21 protein-coding genes, 3 pseudogenes and 1 riboswitch are annotated in these 21,372 nt (G+C 53.6%); of the genes and pseudogenes, 11 read left to right on the forward strand and 13 right to left on the reverse strand.

Features of this window, described 5'->3' with window-relative positions; genetic code table 11:
• Nucleotides 1-49: 49 nt before the first annotated feature.
• A complete protein-coding gene (locus tag FD34_RS03650) occupies nt 50-292 on the forward strand; it encodes a hypothetical protein (RefSeq protein WP_057806867.1) in 243 nt (80 codons plus the stop codon).
• Nucleotides 293-399: 107 nt separating this feature from the next.
• Here FD34_RS03650 and FD34_RS03655 read toward each other — a convergent pair whose 3' ends face one another.
• The 4 genes and pseudogenes from FD34_RS03655 to FD34_RS03670 all read right to left on the reverse strand — a co-directional run bounded on the left by FD34_RS03655 (nt 400) and on the right by FD34_RS03670 (nt 4,856).
• Complete coding sequence (locus FD34_RS03655) at nt 400-1,398, reverse strand: bile acid:sodium symporter family protein (RefSeq protein WP_083479841.1); 999 nt, start codon at nt 1,396-1,398, stop codon at nt 400-402.
• A gap of 18 nt (nt 1,399-1,416) precedes the next feature.
• On the reverse strand, nt 1,417-1,743 hold the full coding sequence (locus FD34_RS03660) for a metal-sulfur cluster assembly factor (protein WP_057806869.1): 327 nt from the start codon (nt 1,741-1,743) through the stop codon (nt 1,417-1,419).
• Between the two features lie 19 nt (nt 1,744-1,762).
• A pseudogene (gene ilvD, locus FD34_RS03665) lies at nt 1,763-3,513 on the reverse strand (dihydroxy-acid dehydratase).
• Nucleotides 3,514-3,857: 344 nt separating this feature from the next.
• Nucleotides 3,858-4,856, reverse strand: a complete 999-nt coding sequence (locus FD34_RS03670) for an NAD(P)/FAD-dependent oxidoreductase (protein WP_057806872.1) — start codon at nt 4,854-4,856, stop codon at nt 3,858-3,860.
• 176 nt (nt 4,857-5,032) lie between these two features.
• On the opposite strand from FD34_RS03670, the gene FD34_RS03675 reads away from it, so the two are divergent.
• The gene (locus FD34_RS03675; protein ID WP_057806874.1) at nt 5,033-5,995 is read left to right on the forward strand and encodes a nucleoside hydrolase; all 963 of its coding nucleotides are present in this window, start codon (nt 5,033-5,035) and stop codon (nt 5,993-5,995) included.
• A 52-nt stretch (nt 5,996-6,047) separates the two neighbouring features.
• On the opposite strand, the gene FD34_RS03680 is transcribed toward FD34_RS03675, so the two are convergent.
• Both FD34_RS03680 and FD34_RS03685 read right to left on the reverse strand, forming a co-directional pair.
• Nucleotides 6,048-6,554, reverse strand: coding sequence for a TetR/AcrR family transcriptional regulator (locus tag FD34_RS03680; RefSeq protein ID WP_057806876.1), 507 nt, complete (start codon nt 6,552-6,554; stop codon nt 6,048-6,050).
• A gap of 10 nt (nt 6,555-6,564) precedes the next feature.
• Nucleotides 6,565-7,350 (reverse strand): sulfite exporter TauE/SafE family protein, encoded by a 786-nt coding sequence (locus tag FD34_RS03685; RefSeq protein WP_057806878.1) that lies wholly within the window; start codon nt 7,348-7,350, stop codon nt 6,565-6,567.
• Between the two features lie 117 nt (nt 7,351-7,467).
• Nucleotides 7,468-7,557, forward strand: a riboswitch (TPP riboswitch).
• Between the two features lie 98 nt (nt 7,558-7,655).
• Here FD34_RS03685 and FD34_RS03690 point away from each other — a divergent pair.
• The 6 genes and pseudogenes from FD34_RS03690 to FD34_RS03715 all read left to right on the forward strand — a co-directional run bounded on the left by FD34_RS03690 (nt 7,656) and on the right by FD34_RS03715 (nt 14,211).
• Complete coding sequence (locus FD34_RS03690) at nt 7,656-8,216, forward strand: ECF transporter S component (protein ID WP_057806879.1); 561 nt, start codon at nt 7,656-7,658, stop codon at nt 8,214-8,216.
• A 3-nt stretch (nt 8,217-8,219) separates the two neighbouring features.
• The gene (locus tag FD34_RS03695; RefSeq protein ID WP_057806882.1) at nt 8,220-9,623 is read left to right on the forward strand and encodes an ATP-binding cassette domain-containing protein; all 1,404 of its coding nucleotides are present in this window, start codon (nt 8,220-8,222) and stop codon (nt 9,621-9,623) included.
• A complete protein-coding gene (locus FD34_RS03700; RefSeq protein ID WP_057806884.1) occupies nt 9,620-10,273 on the forward strand; it encodes an energy-coupling factor transporter transmembrane component T family protein in 654 nt (217 codons plus the stop codon). The genes FD34_RS03695 and FD34_RS03700 overlap by 4 nt, the downstream gene beginning before the upstream one ends.
• A gap of 38 nt (nt 10,274-10,311) precedes the next feature.
• Entirely contained in the window at nt 10,312-10,650 is a 339-nt protein-coding gene (locus FD34_RS03705; RefSeq protein ID WP_057806886.1) for a magnetosome magnetite crystal formation protein family, read from the forward strand.
• A 218-nt stretch (nt 10,651-10,868) separates the two neighbouring features.
• Nucleotides 10,869-12,029, forward strand: a pseudogene (locus FD34_RS03710) (RNA-guided endonuclease TnpB family protein).
• Between the two features lie 196 nt (nt 12,030-12,225).
• The gene (locus tag FD34_RS03715) at nt 12,226-14,211 is read left to right on the forward strand and encodes a cation:proton antiporter (RefSeq protein ID WP_057806888.1); all 1,986 of its coding nucleotides are present in this window, start codon (nt 12,226-12,228) and stop codon (nt 14,209-14,211) included.
• Nucleotides 14,212-14,249: 38 nt separating this feature from the next.
• On the opposite strand, the gene FD34_RS03720 is transcribed toward FD34_RS03715, so the two are convergent.
• Together FD34_RS03720 and FD34_RS03725 are read right to left on the reverse strand one after the other, a co-directional pair.
• Nucleotides 14,250-14,606, reverse strand: a complete 357-nt coding sequence (locus tag FD34_RS03720; protein WP_057806890.1) for a DUF1304 domain-containing protein — start codon at nt 14,604-14,606, stop codon at nt 14,250-14,252.
• A gap of 15 nt (nt 14,607-14,621) precedes the next feature.
• On the reverse strand, nt 14,622-15,605 hold the full coding sequence (locus tag FD34_RS03725) for an alpha/beta hydrolase (protein WP_057806892.1): 984 nt from the start codon (nt 15,603-15,605) through the stop codon (nt 14,622-14,624).
• A 122-nt stretch (nt 15,606-15,727) separates the two neighbouring features.
• On the opposite strand from FD34_RS03725, the gene FD34_RS03730 reads away from it, so the two are divergent.
• From FD34_RS03730 to FD34_RS03740, 3 genes are all read left to right on the forward strand, one after another.
• Nucleotides 15,728-16,141 carry a helix-turn-helix domain-containing protein gene (locus tag FD34_RS03730; protein ID WP_057806894.1) on the forward strand — a complete coding sequence of 138 codons (414 nt, stop codon included), beginning with the start codon at nt 15,728-15,730 and terminating at the stop codon, nt 16,139-16,141.
• Nucleotides 16,142-16,150: 9 nt separating this feature from the next.
• Nucleotides 16,151-17,008: a hypothetical protein gene (locus FD34_RS03735; protein WP_057806896.1), complete on the forward strand. Its 858-nt coding sequence runs from the start codon at nt 16,151-16,153 to the stop codon at nt 17,006-17,008.
• A 180-nt stretch (nt 17,009-17,188) separates the two neighbouring features.
• Complete coding sequence (locus FD34_RS03740; protein WP_057806898.1) at nt 17,189-18,355, forward strand: MFS transporter; 1,167 nt, start codon at nt 17,189-17,191, stop codon at nt 18,353-18,355.
• A gap of 68 nt (nt 18,356-18,423) precedes the next feature.
• Here the strand turns inward: FD34_RS03740 and FD34_RS08665 are convergent, their stop codons facing one another.
• From FD34_RS08665 to FD34_RS03760, 5 genes and pseudogenes are all read right to left on the reverse strand, one after another.
• Nucleotides 18,424-18,618 (reverse strand): helix-turn-helix transcriptional regulator, encoded by a 195-nt coding sequence (locus FD34_RS08665; protein WP_191980197.1) that lies wholly within the window; start codon nt 18,616-18,618, stop codon nt 18,424-18,426.
• Nucleotides 18,610-18,859 (reverse strand): annotated as a pseudogene (locus tag FD34_RS08760) (type II toxin-antitoxin system RelE/ParE family toxin); the annotation flags it as partial. The pseudogene FD34_RS08760 and the gene FD34_RS08665, both read right to left, overlap by 9 nt.
• A gap of 332 nt (nt 18,860-19,191) precedes the next feature.
• Complete coding sequence (locus tag FD34_RS03750) at nt 19,192-19,650, reverse strand: hypothetical protein (protein WP_057806901.1); 459 nt, start codon at nt 19,648-19,650, stop codon at nt 19,192-19,194.
• Entirely contained in the window at nt 19,647-20,057 is a 411-nt protein-coding gene (locus tag FD34_RS03755; protein WP_057806903.1) for a hypothetical protein, read from the reverse strand. Before FD34_RS03755 ends, FD34_RS03750 begins: the two co-directional genes overlap by 4 nt.
• 93 nt (nt 20,058-20,150) lie before the next feature.
• Nucleotides 20,151-21,164: a lipoate--protein ligase gene (locus FD34_RS03760; protein WP_057806905.1), complete on the reverse strand. Its 1,014-nt coding sequence runs from the start codon at nt 21,162-21,164 to the stop codon at nt 20,151-20,153.
• Nucleotides 21,165-21,372 lie beyond the last annotated feature (208 nt).

The raw sequence follows: 21,372 nt of genomic DNA on the forward strand, positions 1-21,372 counted from the left end.
TCTTCGTCGTCGCCGCGCTGGTCGCCAACTTGTAGGAGGTGCACATTAAATGGAAAACATCCTCAGTTATCCCCGGCGGTGCTGGACGTATATCATCCACCACCATTGGTCTAAGGACATTCTGCGGGCCAACCTCTTTTACGTCCTCCTCGTGATCGTGTACAACCTCTGCCACTTTTCACTGGCCGCCATTCATTGGCACGTCTTCAACCAGTTCTTCTGGCTGATGAACCTCTGCCTCTTCTTCAAGCTCGGCCTCGACGTTATTGACCGCATCCTCCAGCAAAAGTAAAGATAATTCGTCACCACGTTAGCGATTAAAAATAAGCGGGCCCTGGTATTCGGTAAATCCGAACGCCGGGACCCGCTTTATGCTGGGGTCTTTTCATCATTAGGCTATCAAAACATCAACCTACTCCACGGCCTCATCCTCCACACGCCGGTAGTCCTGGACCATCTCCGCCAGACTTTTCTTGTATGGCTTTTCCACCAGGATGACAGGACAGATCCTGAAATGTTATGCCAGATGCTGAAGAGGGTTGACGCAATCGCGGCAGCCGGTGAGAAGTAGGTCAGTGCCAGGGTGGCCCCCAGACTAGAGTCCTGCATGCCGACCTCAAACGTCAGGGCCTTCTGCTGCGGCTGGCGAAGACGCAGCAACCGTGAAAATAGGTAACCCAGCGTGTAACCCAATAGATTGTGCAGCATTACCACCGGAATCACGATCGCGGTCGCGGCGGTAAACAGGTTGGCATGGTTGGCCGACACCACCGCCCCGATGATGGCCAGGATCGCCAGTTGGGATACGATTGGCAAAAAGTCCAGAACCGGCGCCAGTCGTTTGCCAAAGAAGGTGTGTACCACCACCCCACAGACAATCGGGAGAACCACGATCTCAAGCGTGCTCATGAACAGACTCTGGGTCGGTACCTTGACGTATTGCCCGGCAAACAGGTAGAGAATCATCGGTAGCATCACCGGGGCCAGCAGGGTCGACAGAGCCTCAATCGACACATCCAGGGCCACGTCCCTACCGGCAAGGTAGGCCATGACACTCGATGAGGTTCCGCTCGGGCAGGCGCCCACCAGGATCACCCCGGCCGCTGTCGCCCCCTTCAGCTGAAATACCAGACATAGCAGCCAGGCTAGGCTCGGCATGATCAGATAGTGGGCCACTGTCCCCAGCAGGACTGGGACTGGCTTTTGAACAATCCGTCTAAAGTCCTGGCCAGTCAGAGTCAGCCCCATCCCAAACAGGATCACGCCCAACAGATACTTTGTGTTAGCAACAACGGGGGCTGAAAAACTGGGTACAAGGTAGTTGAATACCGCCCATAACACCACAAAGAGTGTAAACCACTTGCTTAGCCACCTTCCAAATGAAACAACCTTATTCATATTTTTCCTCCTCTATTTTTAACCGTGATAGCCAAGGGTAATCTTGGCCAGCCTACTCATCCGCGCCGGCGTCCAGGCCGGCTCCCAAACGACGTCGACCCGGACCCGACAAACCCCATTCACTTTCCGGATCGCTGTTTCGATCATCTGTCGTAACACGTCCGTGATCGGACAGCCCATCGTCGTCAGGGTCATCGTGACCGTTACTGTCCCATCAATGGTCATATCTATTCCGTAGATCAACCCCAGGTTAACCAGGTCAATTCCAAGCTCCGGGTCAACAACACCCTGCAAGGCCTTGATGATTTGGTCAACAATCTGACCATCCTGTCGTACTTCATTCATCCTCCTCCCTCCCTTTCGCCTATTGCAACTTATTGGCCGCCTTAAGCAGCTGATCATAACCGACCATTACACCACCGGTATCGGCCGAGGTCACCAGGGCCTGGTAACGGGCTAAATACCCCTGCTTGACCTTGGGCGTGAAGGGCGGTAGTTCCCGCCGGCGTTGCCTAAGCTCCTCATCGGATACCAGCAGGTCGACTGTCCGTCTGACCAAGTCGATGTGGATCCGGTCACCGTTTCTGATGAGGGCAATCTCCCCGCCCGAGGCAGCCTCCGGTGAAACGTGACCAATGCAGATACCGTGGGTAGCCCCCGAAAAGCGGCCATCCGTGATCAGGGCCACATCCTTCTCCAACCTCCGTCCGATGATATCGGCCGTGGGATTCAGCATCTCAGGCATCCCCGGTCCGCCCTTTGGTCCCTCGTCGTAACGGATGACAACTACATCGCCCTTCTTGACAGCTCCACCATCAATTCCCTTGACGGCGGCATCATGGGAGTCAAAGCAGACCGCCTTACCGGTAAACGTTGTGATGGTCGGGTCAACTCCCGCAGACTTGATCACCGACCCATTCTTAGCAATGTTGCCATACAGTACCGCCAGGCCGCCCACCGGTGAGTAGGCCTTGGCAACCGGGCGAATGACCGCCTCGTCTTGCAAATGATGACCAAGAACGTTCTCCCGAATCGTCTTACCGGTGACACTCGGCCGATCGGGGTGAAAGACATCGCCACCCATTTCGATCAGTTCGTTCATGATCGCGGGCATCCCCCCGGCCCGGTGGACATCCTCCATTGTCCAATGCGAGGATGGCGCAATCTTGGCGATATGCGGGGTCCGTTTGGCGATCCGGTTGATATCCTTCTCGGTATAATCGACCCCGGCCTCGTGGGCGATCGCCAGGCCATGCAAGAACGTATTGGTAGATCCCCCCATCGCCATGTCGGCAGCATAAATATCGTCAAAGGCCTCCTTGGTCATGATCTCCCGCGGGGTCAGCCCCTGTTTGACGACCGCTACCACCCGACGCGCGGCCTGACGAACCAGTTCCCGGCGTTGTTTTGAGATCGCCAGAGCGGTGCCGTTAAACGGTAGGGCCATCCCCAGCGCCTCCATCAGGCAGTTCATGGAATTAGCCGTGAACATTCCGGCACAGGAGCCACAGCTTGGACACGCATTCTGCTCCATTTCCAAGAAGTCTTCCCGGGAGAGCTTCCCATCCTTAAAGGCCCCCACCGCCTCAAACATGTTGGAGAGGGTAATCGCCTTCCCATGCGGGTCTAGCCCCGCCTTCATCGGTCCGCCCGAGACAAAGACCGCCGGGACATTGGTGTGGGCGGCCGCCATCAGCATCCCCGGGGTGATCTTGTCACAGTTTGGCATAAACAGGACCCCATCGAACCAGTGAGCATTGATGACCGTTTCGGCCGCATCGGCAATCAGTTCCCGGCTGGGTAGTGAGTAGCGCATCCCAATGTGGCCCATCGCAATACCGTCATCGACCCCGATCGTGTTGAACTCAAACGGTACCCCACCCGCCTTACGAATCTCCTCCTTGGCAATATCCGCAAGCTCACGCAGGTGGACATGCCCCGGAACAATCTCAATGTAGGAGTTACAGACGGCGATGAACGGTTTGTCCATGTCCGCCGGTCGCTTAATCCGGCCCGTGGTATACAGGAGACTGCGGCCCGGTCCACCCCCTTGGTAATCTCATCGCTGCGTTTCTGCAGCTTGTCAGTATCAAAAGAAAAACTAAGTGTTCCCATCTACTTCACCTCACAAATAGACCTTTACCAACACCAGGCAAAAGAAAAACGGCCAACAGCTTTGGCAGCTGCTGACCGTTTTGCGCATGGTCACCATCACCGCCCAGACCTAACACCTGGGCAGCACCAATTAGCGCCCAGATCACTGAATGATAATGGCGCTAATAATTAATGCTTGTTGTCCTGATTGATGATTCATGCTTTTACCCCTCTATACAGTTAAAATTTAATTAGAAAATTAAATTAAAGATAGAATAACAGAAGTATCCGGGAAGTCAATTAAATCTCGCATATTCTTAAAATAAAAAGGCCGCGATCCAGGTTTGGTGGGTATCGCGCCATTGTCACTTACGTTTGATATTCATCGACGAGGAGTGAACAGCTAACCGCTTCTGTGGATAGAGCTGCTTAGCGAGGGCCGTTACCGCGGTCGGTGCCTCACCAAAGGCCGTGGCGATCAGCGCCGTCTTCCCTGGGTAGGTCACCCCGTCACCGATGGCGTAGACCCCGGGGACACTCGTCTGCATGGTCGAATCGACCGTCAGGAGGTGACGTTCGCTGGCCAGGTCCAGCGACCACTGGGTCAAAGCAGCGTTGTTGGCGGTAAAGCCGTAGTTGACCACGATTGAGTCGACCGTCAGCTGGTCTTCGTCGTCACTGCGCATCTTCTTCAGGTCGATCGTCACTGCATCTGCCATCGTCGTGAGACGCTTTGGCAAGTAGGGAGTAACCAGGTGGACCGACGACGCCTTCAACTGGCTGACGGTATGCTCCAGGCCCCGAAACTCATTGCGCCGGTGGACTAGGTAGACATCCTTAGCCACCGGTTCCAGCATCAGGGCAATGTCGATGGCTGAGTCGCCGCCACCCAACACCGCCACACGCTGACCAGCAAAGTCGTCCTTGTGACTGACAAAGTAGTGCAGCCGGTCCCCTTCGAGCTGGTCGGCACCATCGAGGGCCAACTTACGCGGCGTGAAGGCCCCGTTGCCCAGGGCGATAATGACCGCCTTGGAGTGGGAAATTCGGTCGGCTGACTTGATGGTGAAGGTCCCATCCTCCTCCTTGACCACGTCGTCAACGGTTTCACCCAGAAACTGGTCGACCGGGGCGATCGCCAATTGTTTCTTCAGCTGGTTGACCAATTCCTGGCCGGTGGCGCCCGGCAACCCGGCTACGTCCCAAACCTGCTTCTCGGGGTACAGGGCGGCCACCTGTCCACCCAATTGGGGAAGGCTTTCAATCAGCTGGGCGTGCAGTTCGTGCAGGCCGCAGTAGAAGGCCGCAAACATCCCGGCCGGGCCGCCACCAACAATCGTTACATCATAACTTTCTTCCGTCATTGAATACGGGCCTCGCTTTCTTATTTTTTGTTTAACCATTATAACATTTTCTTGCCTAATCAAAATTTTAATAAAGCGCTACCATCTTTAACGTTTTACCTATTGTATTTACTAAAAAACTAATTTATCATAGAAAACGTAGATAGTAAATTTTAGTTAATCTTGGAGGGACTAATATGGCTAAAAGAAAAATGATTCTTGACTTGGACACCGGTGTTGACGACGCTTTGGCGATTGCCTACGCCCTGGCTGACCCAGAAGTTGACCTGATCGGGATCGTTAGCTCCTACGGTAACAACCTGCTCGACGTTTGTGCCGAGAACAGTCTGAAGCTGTTGGAACTGCTCGGTCACACCGACATTCCAGTATTCAAGGGCTTACCACACTCATGCACGACGGACCACTTCGACGTCATGCAGGTTTCCAAAGACATCCACGGAAACAACGGGATCGGTGAGGTTCAACTGCCAGCGCCAAGCCGGAGTATTGAGGAAGAATCCGGGGTGGACTTCTATATCGACGCCGCCCACAAGTATGGCAAGGACCTGATCATCATCCCAACTGGCCCGATGACTAACCTGGCTGCCGCCCTCAAGAAGGACCCAGAGATTGCCCACCTGATCGGCAATGTTACCTTCATGGGTGGTGCCCTGACGGTTGAGGGGAACGTTACCCCAGTTGCCGAAGCCAACATCAACCAGGACCCAAAGGCTGCTAACGAAGTCTTGACGTCTGACCTGCCACTGACGATGGTTGGCCTGGACGTTACCCTGCGGACTCTCTTGACCAAGAAGGAAACCCAACAATGGCGTGACCTCGGTACCAAGGCTGGTAAGGCCTACGCCGACATCACCGACTTCTACATCGACGCCTACTACAACCTGGATATCGACAAGAACGGCTGTGCCATCCACGATCCACTGGCCGTTGGTGTTGGGATCGACCCATCCTTCGTTACTACGCTGAGCCTCTTTGTTAAGTGTGTCTACGAGGAAGGCCCTTACTACGCCCGGATCATCGGTGACAATTCCAAGCTGAACGATCCAAACCCGAACGTCAAGGTTGCCATCAACGTCGACAAGGAACGTTACCTGAAGGTCTTCATGGACCACCTGACGAACCTGTTCAAGGAACACTAGTCCTAAAATATAAACAAAAGAGAAATGCCAAATCACGCGGATTCGGCATTTTTTATTGAAGTAATTTTTCCAAAATCTTCCTCAGCCTAATCAAGGCCACCACCTGACCGGTAGGATCCTGGAGACACTCGTTAATCGTGGTGTGGCACAGTGCCATCACCGCCCACTCGGTATCGCCCCGCGGCTCGGCGGCCCGCCGGACTGGAAGGACACCCTCGTTGGTCAAGAAGTGGCGGCGAATGAAGTCATAGTAGGGGCTGTGGTGGACCCGGTCGACGAAATCGGCCACCATCCGGTAGTAGTCTCGGGCGGTCAGCTGACGGCCTGCCGCCGTGATTGGGGCGTGGACCTCATCCATCACCGTCGAAAACAGGTACAAGTAGGCGTCAGTCAGGTCTGGGAAGTACTTATAGAAGGCTCCCCGTGAGATCCCCGCTTGCTTGATGATTCGGGCCACCTCGGCATCTGGTAGGCTATGCTGGCTGAACTCGGTCAGCAGGGCCGCCGTCACCCGTTGCTTTTTCTCGTCCTTCAAGTTTTGAAAGGTCCGACTCGGCATGACCCTCACCTCACATCACATTGCGAATGATTAGAGAAACAGCCAGGATCAGGGCCCCGGCACCAACAATGATCTGCATCAGTCGCCCCGGCAGGTGACGAACGATGATCGGCCCGAGAATCCCCCCAAGGATGTTACCGACAAACAGGGGCAGGACGTACTGCCAGTAGATGACCGCCTCGATGGCAAAGATAATAGCCGCCATTGTGTTGGTAGCCGTCATCGCAACGTTCTTCAGGGCATTATTGACGGCAAAGGTTTGCGAGCGGTTGACCACCGTCAGCAGGGTCAGCATCATAACCCCAGCCCCGGCGTTGAAGTAGCCGGAATAGATACCAACAATGAAGATCCCAACCCAGGCCAGGAAGCGGTGAAGGCGGGACCGGCCGAACGCCTGGCTGTTCTTCACTAGCTCTGGGTGAGCCTGACGCGGCTTGTGCGGCATGATCAGGATGACCCCGGCAGCCCCAATGCAGATCGGAACCAGGTCCTGGAACCACTTGCTGGGCAGGGCGAAGAGCAGGAGGGCGCCAATGATTGACCCGGTCAGAACGACTGGGATCATTATCAACATCTGCTTCCGGTTATTGCGGAGTTCCTTGGCGGAAGCGACCACCGAGCTGTAGCCGCTGGCGACAGTCGAAAAACAGCTGGTAACGTTGGCCATTACCGGCGAGAGCCCCATCGCCAGTAGTGACGGGTACGATACTAGCGAGGCCAGGCCTGCGGCAGCACTGGTGATTCCCGCCAGGATCCCAATGATAATTAACAAGATAATCGAAACTAATTCAGACATTTTCCTCAACCTTTATTCTTAATCAGCTTCCATTGTACGCGTCCTGAGGCCTTTCTGCACGGTCTTTCCTAAGCTTGAACTTACCGGCTAATTTTTGTATCATAAGTAGTAAGATTAATACGATGTCTGGGGTGCTATTTGGCTGAGATAATACCCATTGAACCTGACCTGGCTAGCACCAGCGGAGGAAGATTCGGTAAATTTCGATTGATAAAACAGTCTGTGCCCCACGATGAGTTTCATTGTGGGCTTTTTATTTGCCTTGGGATCGCCTTAATCCATTCTATTATTAAGGAGTCGATTTTATTATGAAGAAAGGCTTTCACTTGCGCGACATCATCCTACTCGCTCTGATTGGGATCATCTTCGGGGTCATCTACTTTGCGGCGGCATTCGTCTACAACGGTCTGACCCTCCTGCTGACCCCGGTCGGCTATGGACCGCTGGCCAACGACATTACCATGGGGATCTGGTGCATGGCCGGCCCCCTTGCTGGTTTTATGTTCCGCCTCCCCGGGGCATCATTTCTCGGCGAGTTTCTCGGGGCCACCGTGGAGATGTTTCTCGGTGACCAGTGGGGTGCGGCCAACCTGATCTCCGGTGTCGTCCAGGGGGCCGGGACCGAGATCGGCTTCACCCTGACTGGCTATCGGATCTATAACTGGCTGACTGTCGTCCTGGTAACCGTCGCGACGACTATCGTCACCTTTGCCTGGGACTGGTTCCGCAACGGCTACAGCCAGTTTGCCGTTCACATGCTAGTCGTGATGATCATCGTCCGCTTCGTTTCAATCTTCCTCTTCGCCGGGGTCTTGAACAAACTAATCATTAACATGCTCACCCGGGCGCACGTCATTCGGAGGTAAACCATGCCGACAATTGCGATTGAACAACTAAGCTTTCAGTTTGAACGCCAGCACCCCGTTATCCGCGACCTCAGCATGACGATCAACGGTGGCGAGGTCGCCCTGGTCACCGGGCCATCCGGCTGTGGGAAGTCCACCCTCCTCCGCCTGATTGCTGGCCTCCTGCCCAAGTACGGGGGCAAGGTGACGACCGGACGGATCGAGCGGCCCCAAGTCGACCACCACCCGGCCCAGATCGGAATGCTCTTCCAGGATCCGGCCATGCAGTTTGCCATGGACACCCCCCGCCACGAGCTTGAGTTTACCCTGGAGAACTGCCAGGTTGTCCCCCGCCAGATACCGGTCAGGATGCAAGCGGTTAGTGACTTCTGCCGGATCGGCGACCTGCTTGACCAACCAATCACCACCCTCTCCGGCGGCCAGCAGCAGCGGGTGGCCCTAGCAGTAGTCGTGGCAATGGAACCGGACATCCTCCTGCTCGATGAACCCTTCGCCGCCATCGACGAGGACAACCGCCGCTTCCTGATCGGCCAGCTCCAGCAGTGGCACGAGGCCCAGCCGGGACGGACAATCATCATCACCGACCACGACTGCCATGGCTACGCAGGTCTTCATCCCCAAGTCTACCGTTTCAGTAACCAGCGAGTCACCGCCCTCACCCCTGAACAAGGGCAGAAAATAATTACCCACGCCGACCAGCTGGCGGCGGTCCCGCTCAAAGTCACCCGACCAACGGCAACGGTTCCAGCGATCATCCACCTCACCAACGTCAATATTACCCGCGGCCAGCGCGGCCTGATTATGGTCCCCGACCTGACAATTGTCCGTAACAAGATCACCCTGCTGACCGGGGCCAACGGGGTCGGCAAATCAACCCTCTTTCGGGCCCTGACCCGGCTGATCCCCTACCAGGGAATGATCTCTTACCGTGGGAGGGACATTCAAGAGATATCACCCGGGAAATATCACCAGGAGGTTGGCCTGGTCTTTCAGCAGGCTAACGAGCAGTTCCTCGACGTTACGGTCGGCGAGGAACTAACCCTCAGCGCCAAGCACCAGCGCCAACTGCTATTAACCAACGATCGCTTAACAGATGCCCTCCGTAACTTTGGCCTGGCCGGAATGGAGGACCGGGTCGTCTACTCACTCAGCAGTGGTCAGCGCAAGAAGCTCCAGCTGCTGGTCATGCTGATGATCGGCCACCCCGTTCTCCTGCTTGACGAACCCTTCACTGGGCTTGATCAGGGCTCCCTGGCGACCGCCTTCGACCTCATTAGTCGCTGCCAGCAGGCCCTGCCGCAGACCATCATGATCATCAGCCACCGCTTGGCCGGGCTCGACCGGCTGATCGACTACCACCTACACCTGGCGGATGGTCAGCTGACCTATCAGGGGGTGAAAGCATGAATCCTAGTTTAAAGCTATTTTTGGTCCTTATCGTTGCTTTAGAGGCCACCTTCACCAGCCACCTCTACGTTAACCTGGTAATCATCGCCTGCGCCCTGGCTGCCCTGCTCTATCACCGAATCGGTTGGCGCCGCCTGTCCTGGCTGGTGGTCATCACCCTGGTGCCAGCCGCGGCCCTCTTCGTCACCATCGTCTTCTTCAGCCCCGCCCATAACGTTCACTTTGCCTGGGTCCTGGTGACCCGACTCTACGTCTACGTCCTGACCGGAGCAACCGTTTCTTGCACCACCAGCGCTCTCCAGTTGGTCCAGTCCCTTGAACAGAACTGCCACCTGCCGAGCAAGTTTGCCTACGGGATCCTGGCCGCCCTCAACCTCCTGCCGCGAATCCACCAGGAGGTCAGGATCATTCGAGTGGCTGGCCAGATGCGTGGCATCACCCTCCATTGGTGGTCACCCCGCCTCTACTTCAAGGCAATCCTGGTCGCCAGCCAGTGGGCCGACCAGCTGGCCCAGGCCATGGAAAGCCACGGCTTTGTCGAAGGACAATCACGCACCTATGCCCACCGTATTCCCCTGGCCAGCCGGGACTGGCTCACCTTCGCCGTCCTGGTGGTTGCCCTCCAGGCCCTTATGATTGCACTTCCCTGACTTATCCGTCATAATTAAAAGAAAAAAGGATGACTAATATGCAGAGTAATACCACAACGCGAATCGTCAACGCCCTTTCCTACCTCAGTATCCTCTTTCTCCCGGTGATCTTCCCCCTGATCGTCTGGATCGTCGCCCGGGCTAGTGATGACCCAACCATTAGCCAGAATGCCCGGAAGGCCTTCTGGTCGCAGATCTTCCCCTTGCTCTACGTTATCTTTGCGATCCTCACGATGAGCATCGCCTCCCTCTACCAGGCGACCTTCCATGCGGGGGCACTGTTTGGAATCCTCCTGACCTTCGCCCTGCTGATTGCCCTGTTGCTGTTCACCTACAACATCGCAATGGCCGTCAAGATGTTGCTGGGACGGGAATAATACATTATCAACCGAGGCCGGAAATATGTTTTCCGACCCTGACTTTTGAAAGTGGACAAGGAAACACGTTCTTTTAAGGACGTGATGAGTTGTCCATTGTTTTGATTTTATAGCGAACATATGTTTGAAAGTTGATATAATATACTTAACAGAAAGATTGGCACTAGGACATTAATTAGCTTTGTTAACTAACCGTTGATGAAGGAATGGTGGTAAAAATGGCGCATATTATAAAAGGGGTTAAACTTCGCCTATATCCCAATGCCCAGCAAAGAGAGCAGCTGTGGCAGATGTTTGGTAATGATCGCTTTGTTTGGAACCAGATGTTGACGATGGCGAAGGAACGGTATCAAAACAATCCTAGTAGTCACTTCGTCAATGAATACGACATGAATTACCTGTTAAAAAGCCTTAAGCAAGAGTATCCATTCCTTAAGGCTAGTGACTCAACCAGTTTCCTGGTGGTTAATCACAACCTTACCTAGGCCTTTAGGATGCTCTTTAAGCATCAAGGTGGTTACCCACGTTTTAAATCACGTCATGCTATTCGCCAAGCCTATACTGGTCGTTCAATTTGTCGGCTGCTTGCTAAGCGGCGGGTTAAGTTACCGAAGCTGGGTAGCATTCGGACCAGTAAGACGACCCGGTTAGCTAATGGTAAAATCAAGTGCTGTACGGTTTGCCGCGAGCCAACTGGTCGCTACTATCTGTCATTACAAGTTGAAGTTGAGGCTCCCAAACATTTAAGAAAGACGGAAAAAGCGGTCGGAATTGATGTTGGGATCACCGATCTAGTCATTAGTTCTGATGGCATTAAGTATGGAACCTTTAATACCAAATGGTATGAGAAACAAGCAATCACCTGGCAACGCAAATATAGCAAACGACGTCACCAGGTGACTATTGCCGTTCGTCAGTGGAACCATCATCACAAAATGGTAAAGGAAGAGCTAAATGATTACCAGAACTGGCAACGGGCGCGACAACAGAAGACTCGCTATCAAGCCAAGATAGCGAACCAACGGAAAGATTATTTGCATAAGTTAACGACGGCTTTGGTTAAGCAGTACGTCCTAATCGTTATTGAAGATTTGAAAACCAAAAATCTTCAGAAGAATCATTGCTTAGCTAAGTCGATCGCGAATGCTAGCTGGTATCAGTTTCGGACTATGCTGGCATACAAGTGTGCCTGGTATGGTAAACGCTTGGTGGTTAAACCAAACTATACTAGCCAAATTTGTAGCCACTGTGGTTACCATAGTGGATCTAAGCCACTTAACATTCGTGAGTGGACGTGTCCAAGTTGTGGCACCCACCACGACCGGGATATTAATGCGGCAGTTAATATCCTGCATCAAGGATTAAACGCCGTTGGCTAGGGACTAGCCATGGTAAAAGAGTGGGGTTCCGTAAGTTAGGTATCCTGAATACAGGTGTAACATCCTAAATACTACGCCATGTTCCCAGAAGCGCGGTCATTGATGGCCGAATAATTCACTATTGTCAAGCCGGAATTCCCAGTGCTAAAATGGCTCCGTCTATTATTTATCAAATTTTCCTAGGTGGTGTATTAAATTGGACCTACTACTAGGTGTCATTTTGCTGTTGACCACGGTCGTCGTGGCCAACATTATTCATCTGATCTACCCTAAGATCCCACTCTCAATCTACCAGATCGTGGCCGGGGTCCTGCTGGCCAGTCTGCCAACCGCAACGACCAATTTCACCATGCATCCCGAACTCTTCATGATGGTGATCATCGCGCCGCTGATGTTCAATGACGGACAAAACCAGTCCTTCCATTACCTCTCACGTAACTTCCGCTCGATCCTCTCGATTGCGGTTGCCCTGGCTCTAGTGACGGTCATCATCGCCGGTACCGTCCTGCACCTGGCACTGCCACAGACCTTCCCCTTCGCCCTGGCCTTCATGTTGGCCGCAATCATCACACCGACGGACGCGGTGGCGGTCAAGTCAATCACCTCGAGCATGTCGGTTCCTGAAAACGTCGACGGGGCCCTGGAATACGAATCGCTCTTCAACGATGCATCCGGGATTGTCCTCCTCGACCTCGCCCTGGCCGCCTACCAATCCGGCGACTTCTCGATTGGCCACGGTCTGTGGATCTTCGTCTACGTCTTCTTCGGCGGGATTATCTTTGGGGCAATTCTCGGCAGCCTCCTGATCAAGCTACGAATCGAGCTGATGCAGTCCCACGTCGACATCGGCTCGATCGTCATCCCGATCAACGTCATGACGCCGATCGTCATCTACTGGTTGGCCGAGGAGCTCCACTTCTCCGGTATCCTGGCCGTCGTGGCTGCCGGGGTCGTCCATAGTATCCTCTACAACCGTCTCCGGCTGACCTCCACTAAGGTCCAAATCGCCACCACCACTACCTGGTCGATCATCAGTGACGCCCTCAACGGCCTGGTCTTCGTCCTTCTTGGGGTCCTCTTGCCCCAGGTCCTCAGGCGCACCAGCCTGGCTAACCTGGGCCGACTATTCATCATCTCCCTAGTTCTCTACCTAATCATGACCGTCATGCGCTACTGCTGGGTTCGTTTTAAACTGGTTAAGATTGACTCGCATAGGAACCAGCTTAACCGCGACAGCATCCTGATGGCCATCGGGGGCATCCACGGGACCATTACCCTGTCGCTGGCCTTCTCCTTGCCAGTAATGATTAACCACCACGCCTTCGCCTTCCGGAACTCAATGATCCTGATCGCGGCGATCGTGATCCTAATCAGCCTGCTGGTCGGCGCCATTGTCTATCCGATGCTCCTACCGGCCAAGACACAGAGCTACACCCCGGCCGAATTTCGGCAGCAGCTGATTGCGACTGTTCAGTACGCACTCAACCAGTTGCGTAGTCAGACCAAGCACTCCCCAGAACAGGCGGTGGTGATTGACCAGCTCAGCACCCAGATGAATCAGTACCACCAGTTCAACCAGCAACGCTACAACCAGTTAATGAATCGGGCCCATAAGGTCGAGATGCAAACCCTGGATCGTTTGAACGAGGAAAACACCATTACGGACCGCGAGGCGAACTTCTACGCACAGTTCGTCAGCCACGCGATCCTGCGGAACAACCAGCACGGCCTGCTGGAATACTTCCAGCTCCTCTGGCACCGGCTCAAATGGCATCGTTTTCGCCGCAATCACCTGCACCATCACCTCGTTGCCAACCCCCAACTGGCCGTAGACCCGCAGCAGCCCCTCCTCGCGGTTAAGCAACAGCGTCAGGCGATCCTGAAGGTTCTAAAGGTGGTCATCAAAAATGTCGAAAACTACCTGCAGTCCATCGAAAACACCACCAACGCCAATGAGGTCGCCCTGGTCCGCCGGGTCTATCTCCAACAGGTCCAGCTCTTCAGCCGGGGGCAGGACCTCGACGCCGACGTCATCACCGGACTCTTCATCGAAGCCTTTCAGTGGGAACACAGCTTCGTTCAAGAGCAACTAGCCAGTGGCCAACTTTCTCAGGAGCTAGCCAACGCCCTCAATGAGAAGATCTCGACTGACGAGCTCGTCTATGCCCAATCGTTAGACTAAAAAGAATGCCGAATCTCAGCGGATTCGACATTCTTTTTCTATATAAAAGTGACTAACAGGGCGATCGCTGCCGGCAGCAGCTGGACCAGCCAGATCTTCCGCGTTGCCGTCAGGCCGCCATACAGGGCCACGATAACGATGAAGCCCAATAAGAGGCGGATAACCGTTACTAGGGCCGGCCCATGGAAGAGCCAGAAGCTAGCGATCAGCGAAATCCCCAGCATCCCGTTGTAGATTCCTTGGTTAGCCAGGGCAACACGGGCCGGACGCTGGTTGACGTATTCCAGCGGCATATCAAAGGCCTTGGCCTGCTGGGCCGGCGTACCGAACATCTCCAGGAACATGATTCCCAGGTGTTCAAGCGCCACGACTAATACTAAAATCATTGTGATCATTTCGTAAGCCCCTCCCTACTTCACATATTTTGCCAGGAAATCCTGAACATGGTGCGTGTAAGCCTGTGGGCAATGAGCATAGGAGGCCGCGTGCTTGGCGCCCGGCACCACCCATAGTTCCTTGGGACCACGGGTAGCAGCATAGTTTTTGTAGACCATCTTGGCCGGGACGAAGGTGTCCTCGCTGCCGTGGATAAAGAGCATCGGCCGGGTGTTGTTATGTAACATCGCCAGTGAATCGGCCTCCCCGGTGAAGAAGCCGTTCTGGATGCGGTTGACCCCACTCAAGATCGCAATCAACGGGTAGCGCAGGACGGTCGGAATATGGTAGAGCTTGCTAGCCTCGTGATTTAGCTCGGCGTTTAGGCTGGTGTAACCACAGTCCTCCACAAAGGCCTTGACCTGGTGGGGAAGTTTGATCCCACTGGTCATCATCGTGGTGGCTCCACCCATACTGGTCCCGAAGATGACGATCTGACTACGTGAGCCGTCCTTGGTGATCAGCTTGTTGGCCCACTTCCGGACATCGTAACGTTCGGGCCAGCCATAGCCGATGTATTTTCCCTGGCTCTGGCCGTGTGCCCGAGCATCAGGCAACAACACATTGTAGCCTAGCTGGTGGAACATCGCTGCGTAGGCCCCCATGTCCTCCTTGCGGCCCATGAAGCCGTGAAGGATGATGACATTCTTGGTGGTCTCGTGGGCAGCGGGAATGTAGTCGGCCACGAGGTGATAATGCCCCTGAGCCGATTCCATGGTCCAGTGCTGCTTCTTGGCGTGCTCAAACCAGGTCTTCTGGTGGTAGAGGGGATCATTACGACTGATCCGGGAAGACGACTGGTGGATAAAGTCCTTATGGCCTGGCACCATCGCCACCGTAAAGAAGTAACTCCCCGCGATGAGCATGGCCACCACAATGACGCCGATGATTCCAATCAGCCAGTTTCTGAAGAGATGACGCTTTTTCTTAACAACTGTACTCAATTTAATTAACCCCACGTCGTATTTTTTGAAATAATGCGATTAGTTTAGCACACTTTCTGTTACTTTGCATACCGTTTCCCCTGTTAATCGGCGCCGGCAATGGTAAAATAATAGTGATACAGTAAGGAAGTGAGCACATGTTTCCAGAAAGACTGCGCGCTTTACGTAAGGGCCAGAAAATTACACTAAAGGAATTGGCGAACCACCTCAACGAGCACCTAGGACCGGGTGAGAAGCCCAACACTGCCTCCCAGATCGGCAACTGGGAGCGGGGCATCCGGACCCCGTCATACATTGAGGCCCGCAAGCTTGCCGAGTTCTTCAACGTGAGTCTTGACTACCTGACGGGGAAGACCGATCGCAACGACTTCGACCTCGCCAAGCTTTTCTTTTCCAATAAGGACCTCCTGTTTAACAACACCGTGTTGTCCAGTGACGATCGCTATGAAATCTTCCAGCTGATCGACGGCTACCTCAAGGGGCGGACCAACCGACACGACACCGATAAGTTCTATGGCAAGCAGGAGCAACTCGATCTGAAGTTAAAATAAGGAGCAAGTATGAATCCAAAGAAGCTAAAGCAACTCAAAAAACGGGTCAAAAGGGCCCAACAGGCAGTCCACCAGGCTCCCTACATCAGTGAGCTGATGCGCGACCGCGACCTCTTCGACGATTTTCCCGAGGTCAAGTACCTGATCAACAACGCCCTGGAAAGTGACCGCCTGCTTAAGAACGGCCTCCTTCCCCAACCGCTACCGACCCTCCTGCTGCCCGACGATATCCAAGACACCATTTTTAAGCAGGTCAACCAGCAGTATCCTCAGGGTGATCCGCGGGGCGACCAGCTGTGGAACAAGTACAGTGCGCCCTTGCCAAAACTGGATAAGTCCCTGCGCAACTTCCGTGACTACCTCGAGGACACCTACGGGATGTGGTCCTACGTCAATGCCCCGTTTGCCAAGGCGCTGGCCGATTACCTCAACGGGGCCCCGGTCCTTGAGATCATGGCCGGTAACGGCTATATCTCCAAGGGATTACGGAACAATAACGCCAACCAGCGGATCTACACCACCGATAGCCAGGCCTGGACCAGGGAAAACGAGACCGGCAAGCACCCGGTCACCACGATCGAAAAGCTCGACGCCATCAGCGCCATCAAGAAGTATGGGGATCAGGTCGACTACGTTATCATGTCCTGGGCACCAGACAAGGAGGAAGTTGACTGGGACGTTCTCCAGCTCCTCCGTCACGACTACCCGGACGTCAAGTTCCTGGTCATCGGCGAACAAGACGGGGCCACCAACTCCAAGAAGTTCTGGCAGGAGGCCCAACTCAGCCAGGATGAGGGCCTGCAAAAGGTCAACCAGCAGCTGCATTCATTTGACCTAATCGACGAGCAGATCTACCTGGTCAAATAAATTGGTTTGGCTAAAATCGTGATTAATAGGGCCAGGAAAATGGCCAGGACCCCAAGTGTTTTTGTGATCCTGGCCATTTTTAACTAGCATTATTGGTCTAATTCGTATACACTATTATGAGTTTGAAATCTTTTAGAAAGGAAATTCGACGGCTAACCTGCTAGTCGATCGGTCGCAACTATGAAATATCGTCTACAAGCAATTCTCTTCGTCTTCGTTGCCTTCATGCTCGGCTGCAACGAGTACATGATCGTCGGGGTCCTGCCTGATATCGCTCACGAATACCATGACTCCCTCTCCCGGTTGGGACTACTGGTCACGGTCTTCGCGCTGATCTACGCGATCTTCACCCCGATCATCACCTCGGCGGCCAACCGTTGGCGCCGCCACCACGTCCTCTTATTCCTGATGCTGATCTTCTTTGTCGGCAATACCTGGTCCGCCATGGCGACCAACTATTACTCGCTCCTCCTCTCGCGGATCCTGACCGCGACCGTGGCCGGAGCAATCATCTCAATGGTCCTGGTGATGGCCAGTTTCGTTGCCCCACGGGAGAAGCGGGCCAGCCTGGTATCATGGGTTTTCGCCGGGTTCAGCATCGCCTCGGTCATCGGGATTCCAATCGGTACCATCATCAGTACCACCTTCTCCTGGCACGACAGTTTCTGGATGATCTCCGGCCTGACGATCATTGTCTTCGCCGGTCTGATTTGGCTGGTACCACGGGATACCCCCCAGTTTAAGAGTACCCTCAGCAAGCAGTTCAGCCTGCTCAAGGACATCCGGGTCTTACTTGGGGTGGTCTTCATCGTTGCGGTCTGCGCGGCCGATTACACGATCTACACTTATATCCGGCCACTGATCACTAACGAGATGGGCTTTGACAATACCTGGCTCAACTGGCTGCTGTTCGGAATGGGGATCTTCTTCATTATCGGTAACAAGTTTGGTGGCTACCTGGCCGACCGTGGTGGCGTTCACCGGCTCGGCAGCATCTACATCGCGATGACCATCCTCTACATTGCATTCGGACCCCTGCTGAGTTTCAAGTGGCTGGCGATCATCGTTGTCGCCCTACTCTGCGTGGCATTCTCCTGCTACGGGTCCTCTACCCAGCTGATGTTTCTCGACATCGCCGAGAAGGACTACCCGCAGTCTCTCGACCTGGCCTCGTCGCTAAACTCGATCTTTGCTAACATTGGGATCTCCCTGGGTTCCTTCACCGCCTCAACCGCGGTTCAGTTCACCACCATGAACCACCTCGGCTACGTCGGCGCCGTCTACGGGATCCTGGCCACGGCCTTGATCATCATCCTCAGTAAGAAGTACACGGGAATGCGTTATTAATAACGAAAGGACTAGTGCACCATCGTTATGGTGTTGTACTAGTCCTTTTTATTTCCCGGGAAATATCGTCAAGCACGGGATAGCTGCTTGATGCGGTCGAACTCGGCTCCCTTATCCCGGAGCTCGTTGCGGATGTCAATATCATTCTGCAGATCTAGAAAGTAGCGGTCATTGACGCCAAAGTAGCGTCCCAGCCGGATCGACGTATCCACCGACACCTTCCGCCGACCGTGTAGGATGTCCTTGGCCAGGCGGTAGTCCACAATTTCAACATTCTCAATGTCATTTTGATTGTCAATGCTAAAGCAAACTCGATATTGCTTATTAATCCTGATACTGTACTAACCTAAGCGATCAAACGACAGCTTTTCCAAATGGTTAGCAGGTGGCATCCGTAGGTCATTGATATCTTACGCCCTTCAATGCTACTCTCTGAATGCCTAATGGCAAAAATACCTGACAGTATATCTTCTCTGTTTCTTTATCAGCAAAACTAATTATCATTTTTGATCATACCTCTTTCACGTGTATATAGGAGGAAGTTCCTATCCTCTTTAATACATATACACAAAAACTGGGTATTAGCACTTGTCAAATCGCCCTGATAATCAGCAATAAAAAAAGCGCGGCACCATCACAGTGTCGCGCTTTCATGTGTATTGATACGATCTCAGGCGGGTAACGATGTCCACTTCGTCACCAACCAGGCACCCCACAATCCGGTGGGTTACGTGCCCCACATATCGAAAAAGTAATGGCAGCAATTTGGGTCGCTACCAGACCTCTCGACTCATCGCATAAAATATTGTATAACATCCCCGCAGAAGATGCAAGTCCTATGCTCGGGCCTCCATCACAGCCGCCAAGTGGTCCGCCAACCAGGGCTGGAGCTTGGCCACCAGGGTGCTGACAGCCTGGGCCTGGTCGGTCTCGTTGGCCAGCTCGTCAATCCGCAGGCCGGACTTGTTGACGTCGTCGCTCTCCACCACCATGTAGAGGTTGACCGGGTAGGCCGGCCCCTTGTCGAGAAGCTTGGGGTCCAGGCGCTCGGCCTCATCCATCGGCACGTTGATCAGATTACTCTCGAGGCGAAAACTAACCGGGTCCCCCTTGCGCATCCGAACGTTGAACCGGTACTGCCCGAGGTAGCCCTTATCAAACTGGTCGAGCATGAACTCAACCGCTGCCGTCAGGACCTTCTTTTGCTGGGTCTGGGAGGCCGTCTTGTCGGCATCTTCAGTCTGGACCTTATCACCCGTCACCATCTTAAGATAATCATCAACCGTTAACTTCATTTTTTCTTCGCCTTCTTCATTAGTTTTTCAATCCGGGCCTTCGTGTAGTCAGACCGCTGCTTGATCCCGTAGTAGATACCCGCGGTGCCGAGCAGGATCCCGATGATGCTCAGGGCCTCAACGAAGAGGCCGTAGACACTTGTCCGTGGCGTCACGGACTGGAAGGTCGCTAAACTGGCAATTGCAAAGTAGAGGTTCACCAGAATGGTGGCATACCCGCAGAAGCGCATCTTGACCAGAGCCAGGGCGTTGACAATCACCGCCAGCACAATGAACAGGGCCAGGCGGGGCCAGACGTTACTGGCCAGTAGGGAGTGGCCGTGCTGGAGAAACATGATGGCATCAAGTACCAGGGCAACGACCGCAGCAACCGACGTCACCGTAATGACCTTTTCAGAATTTTTCATGTAATTACTCGCTTTCTATTGGCCAAATAAAAAATAGGATGGCCACATTTCGTGTCTTGATCCCATTTTACTAAATATTCATGTAAAGCTCAATTATGCCAGGAGGTCCGCAATCTGGTCAGTCGGAATCCCGGTGATGTACTGCTGGGTACCGGCATCGTCTAGAGCCTGCTTAATGGCATCGTGGTCGTACTTGACGCCCTTGAGCTTGTTGGCCAGCTCCGTAACGTCCTGGGGGCCGAAGAAGTCACCGAAGAACTTGACATTCTTGATCACGCCGTCCTTGACGTCCAGCCGAGCATCAATCGTTCCCATGTCGAAGTGCTTCCGCCGCTTAGTCGTGTACTCAGGGTTTTTACCGTAGACCCAGTCCCAGTTGTTATAGTACTGCTCGTAGATCTTGTCGATTTTCTGCTGGTCTTCTGGCGTAACCACGTACTGCTTGTCCTTAATCTCGTCCAGGCTGTCAACGCGGAAGAGGCCCTTGATCAGCTCATCACGGAAGGTTGGCACGTCGATATCCTTGTATTCGTCACTCAGGTATGGCCGCAGGTTGGTTACCCGGGAACGCACGGACTTGATCCCCTTGGAGGCAATCTTGTCCTTGGCGACGTGCAGGGCGTCGGCGACCACGCTCAGGTCGACGTCAAGCATCAGTGTCCCGTGGGAGAAGGTCTTCCCATTCCGGGAGTACATGGCGTTACCAGAAAACTTCTTACCGTCGACCAGGATGTCGTTTCTCCCGCTGACCTCGGCCCCCGTAGCACCCATCTTGTGGAGGACGTCGACGATCGGTTGGGTAAAGGACTTGAAATCACCAAATTCCTCGCTGTCACTTGGCACCACGAAACTGAAGCAGAGGTTCCCCAGATCCTGGTAAACCGCGCCACCACCGGACAGGCGCCGGGTAACCCGAATGTTGTGCTCCTTAACGTAGTCCTGGTTGATCTCCTCGGCGGTATTTTGGTTCCGACCGACGATGATGCATGGTTTCTCGTAGTAGAACAGGACCAGCGGCTCGTTACCGAAGTCTTTATTATTCATCAGATACTGTTCCGTTGCTAAATTCATCCCAATGTTGTGGGAAGTCATTGACACATAACGCATAGTATTGCTCCTCTTCTTCAAAAAAACATCTACAATTTGACTATTAAGTTACATTTGTAGTGTAGCCCTCTTGGTAACCGTTTTCAATAAATATCCATTAAATGCGTGAATAATTATGTTAGGCCCCGTCTAAAACCCTTATAATAAAAGTAAATGGCAGATTGTAAAATTTAAGTTGAACATTTAAGTGGACAGAAAAACCCATCAA

Origin of the sequence: Limosilactobacillus pontis DSM 8475 (genome assembly GCF_001435345.1) — a bacterium.
GTDB lineage: Bacteria > Bacillota > Bacilli > Lactobacillales > Lactobacillaceae > Limosilactobacillus > Limosilactobacillus pontis.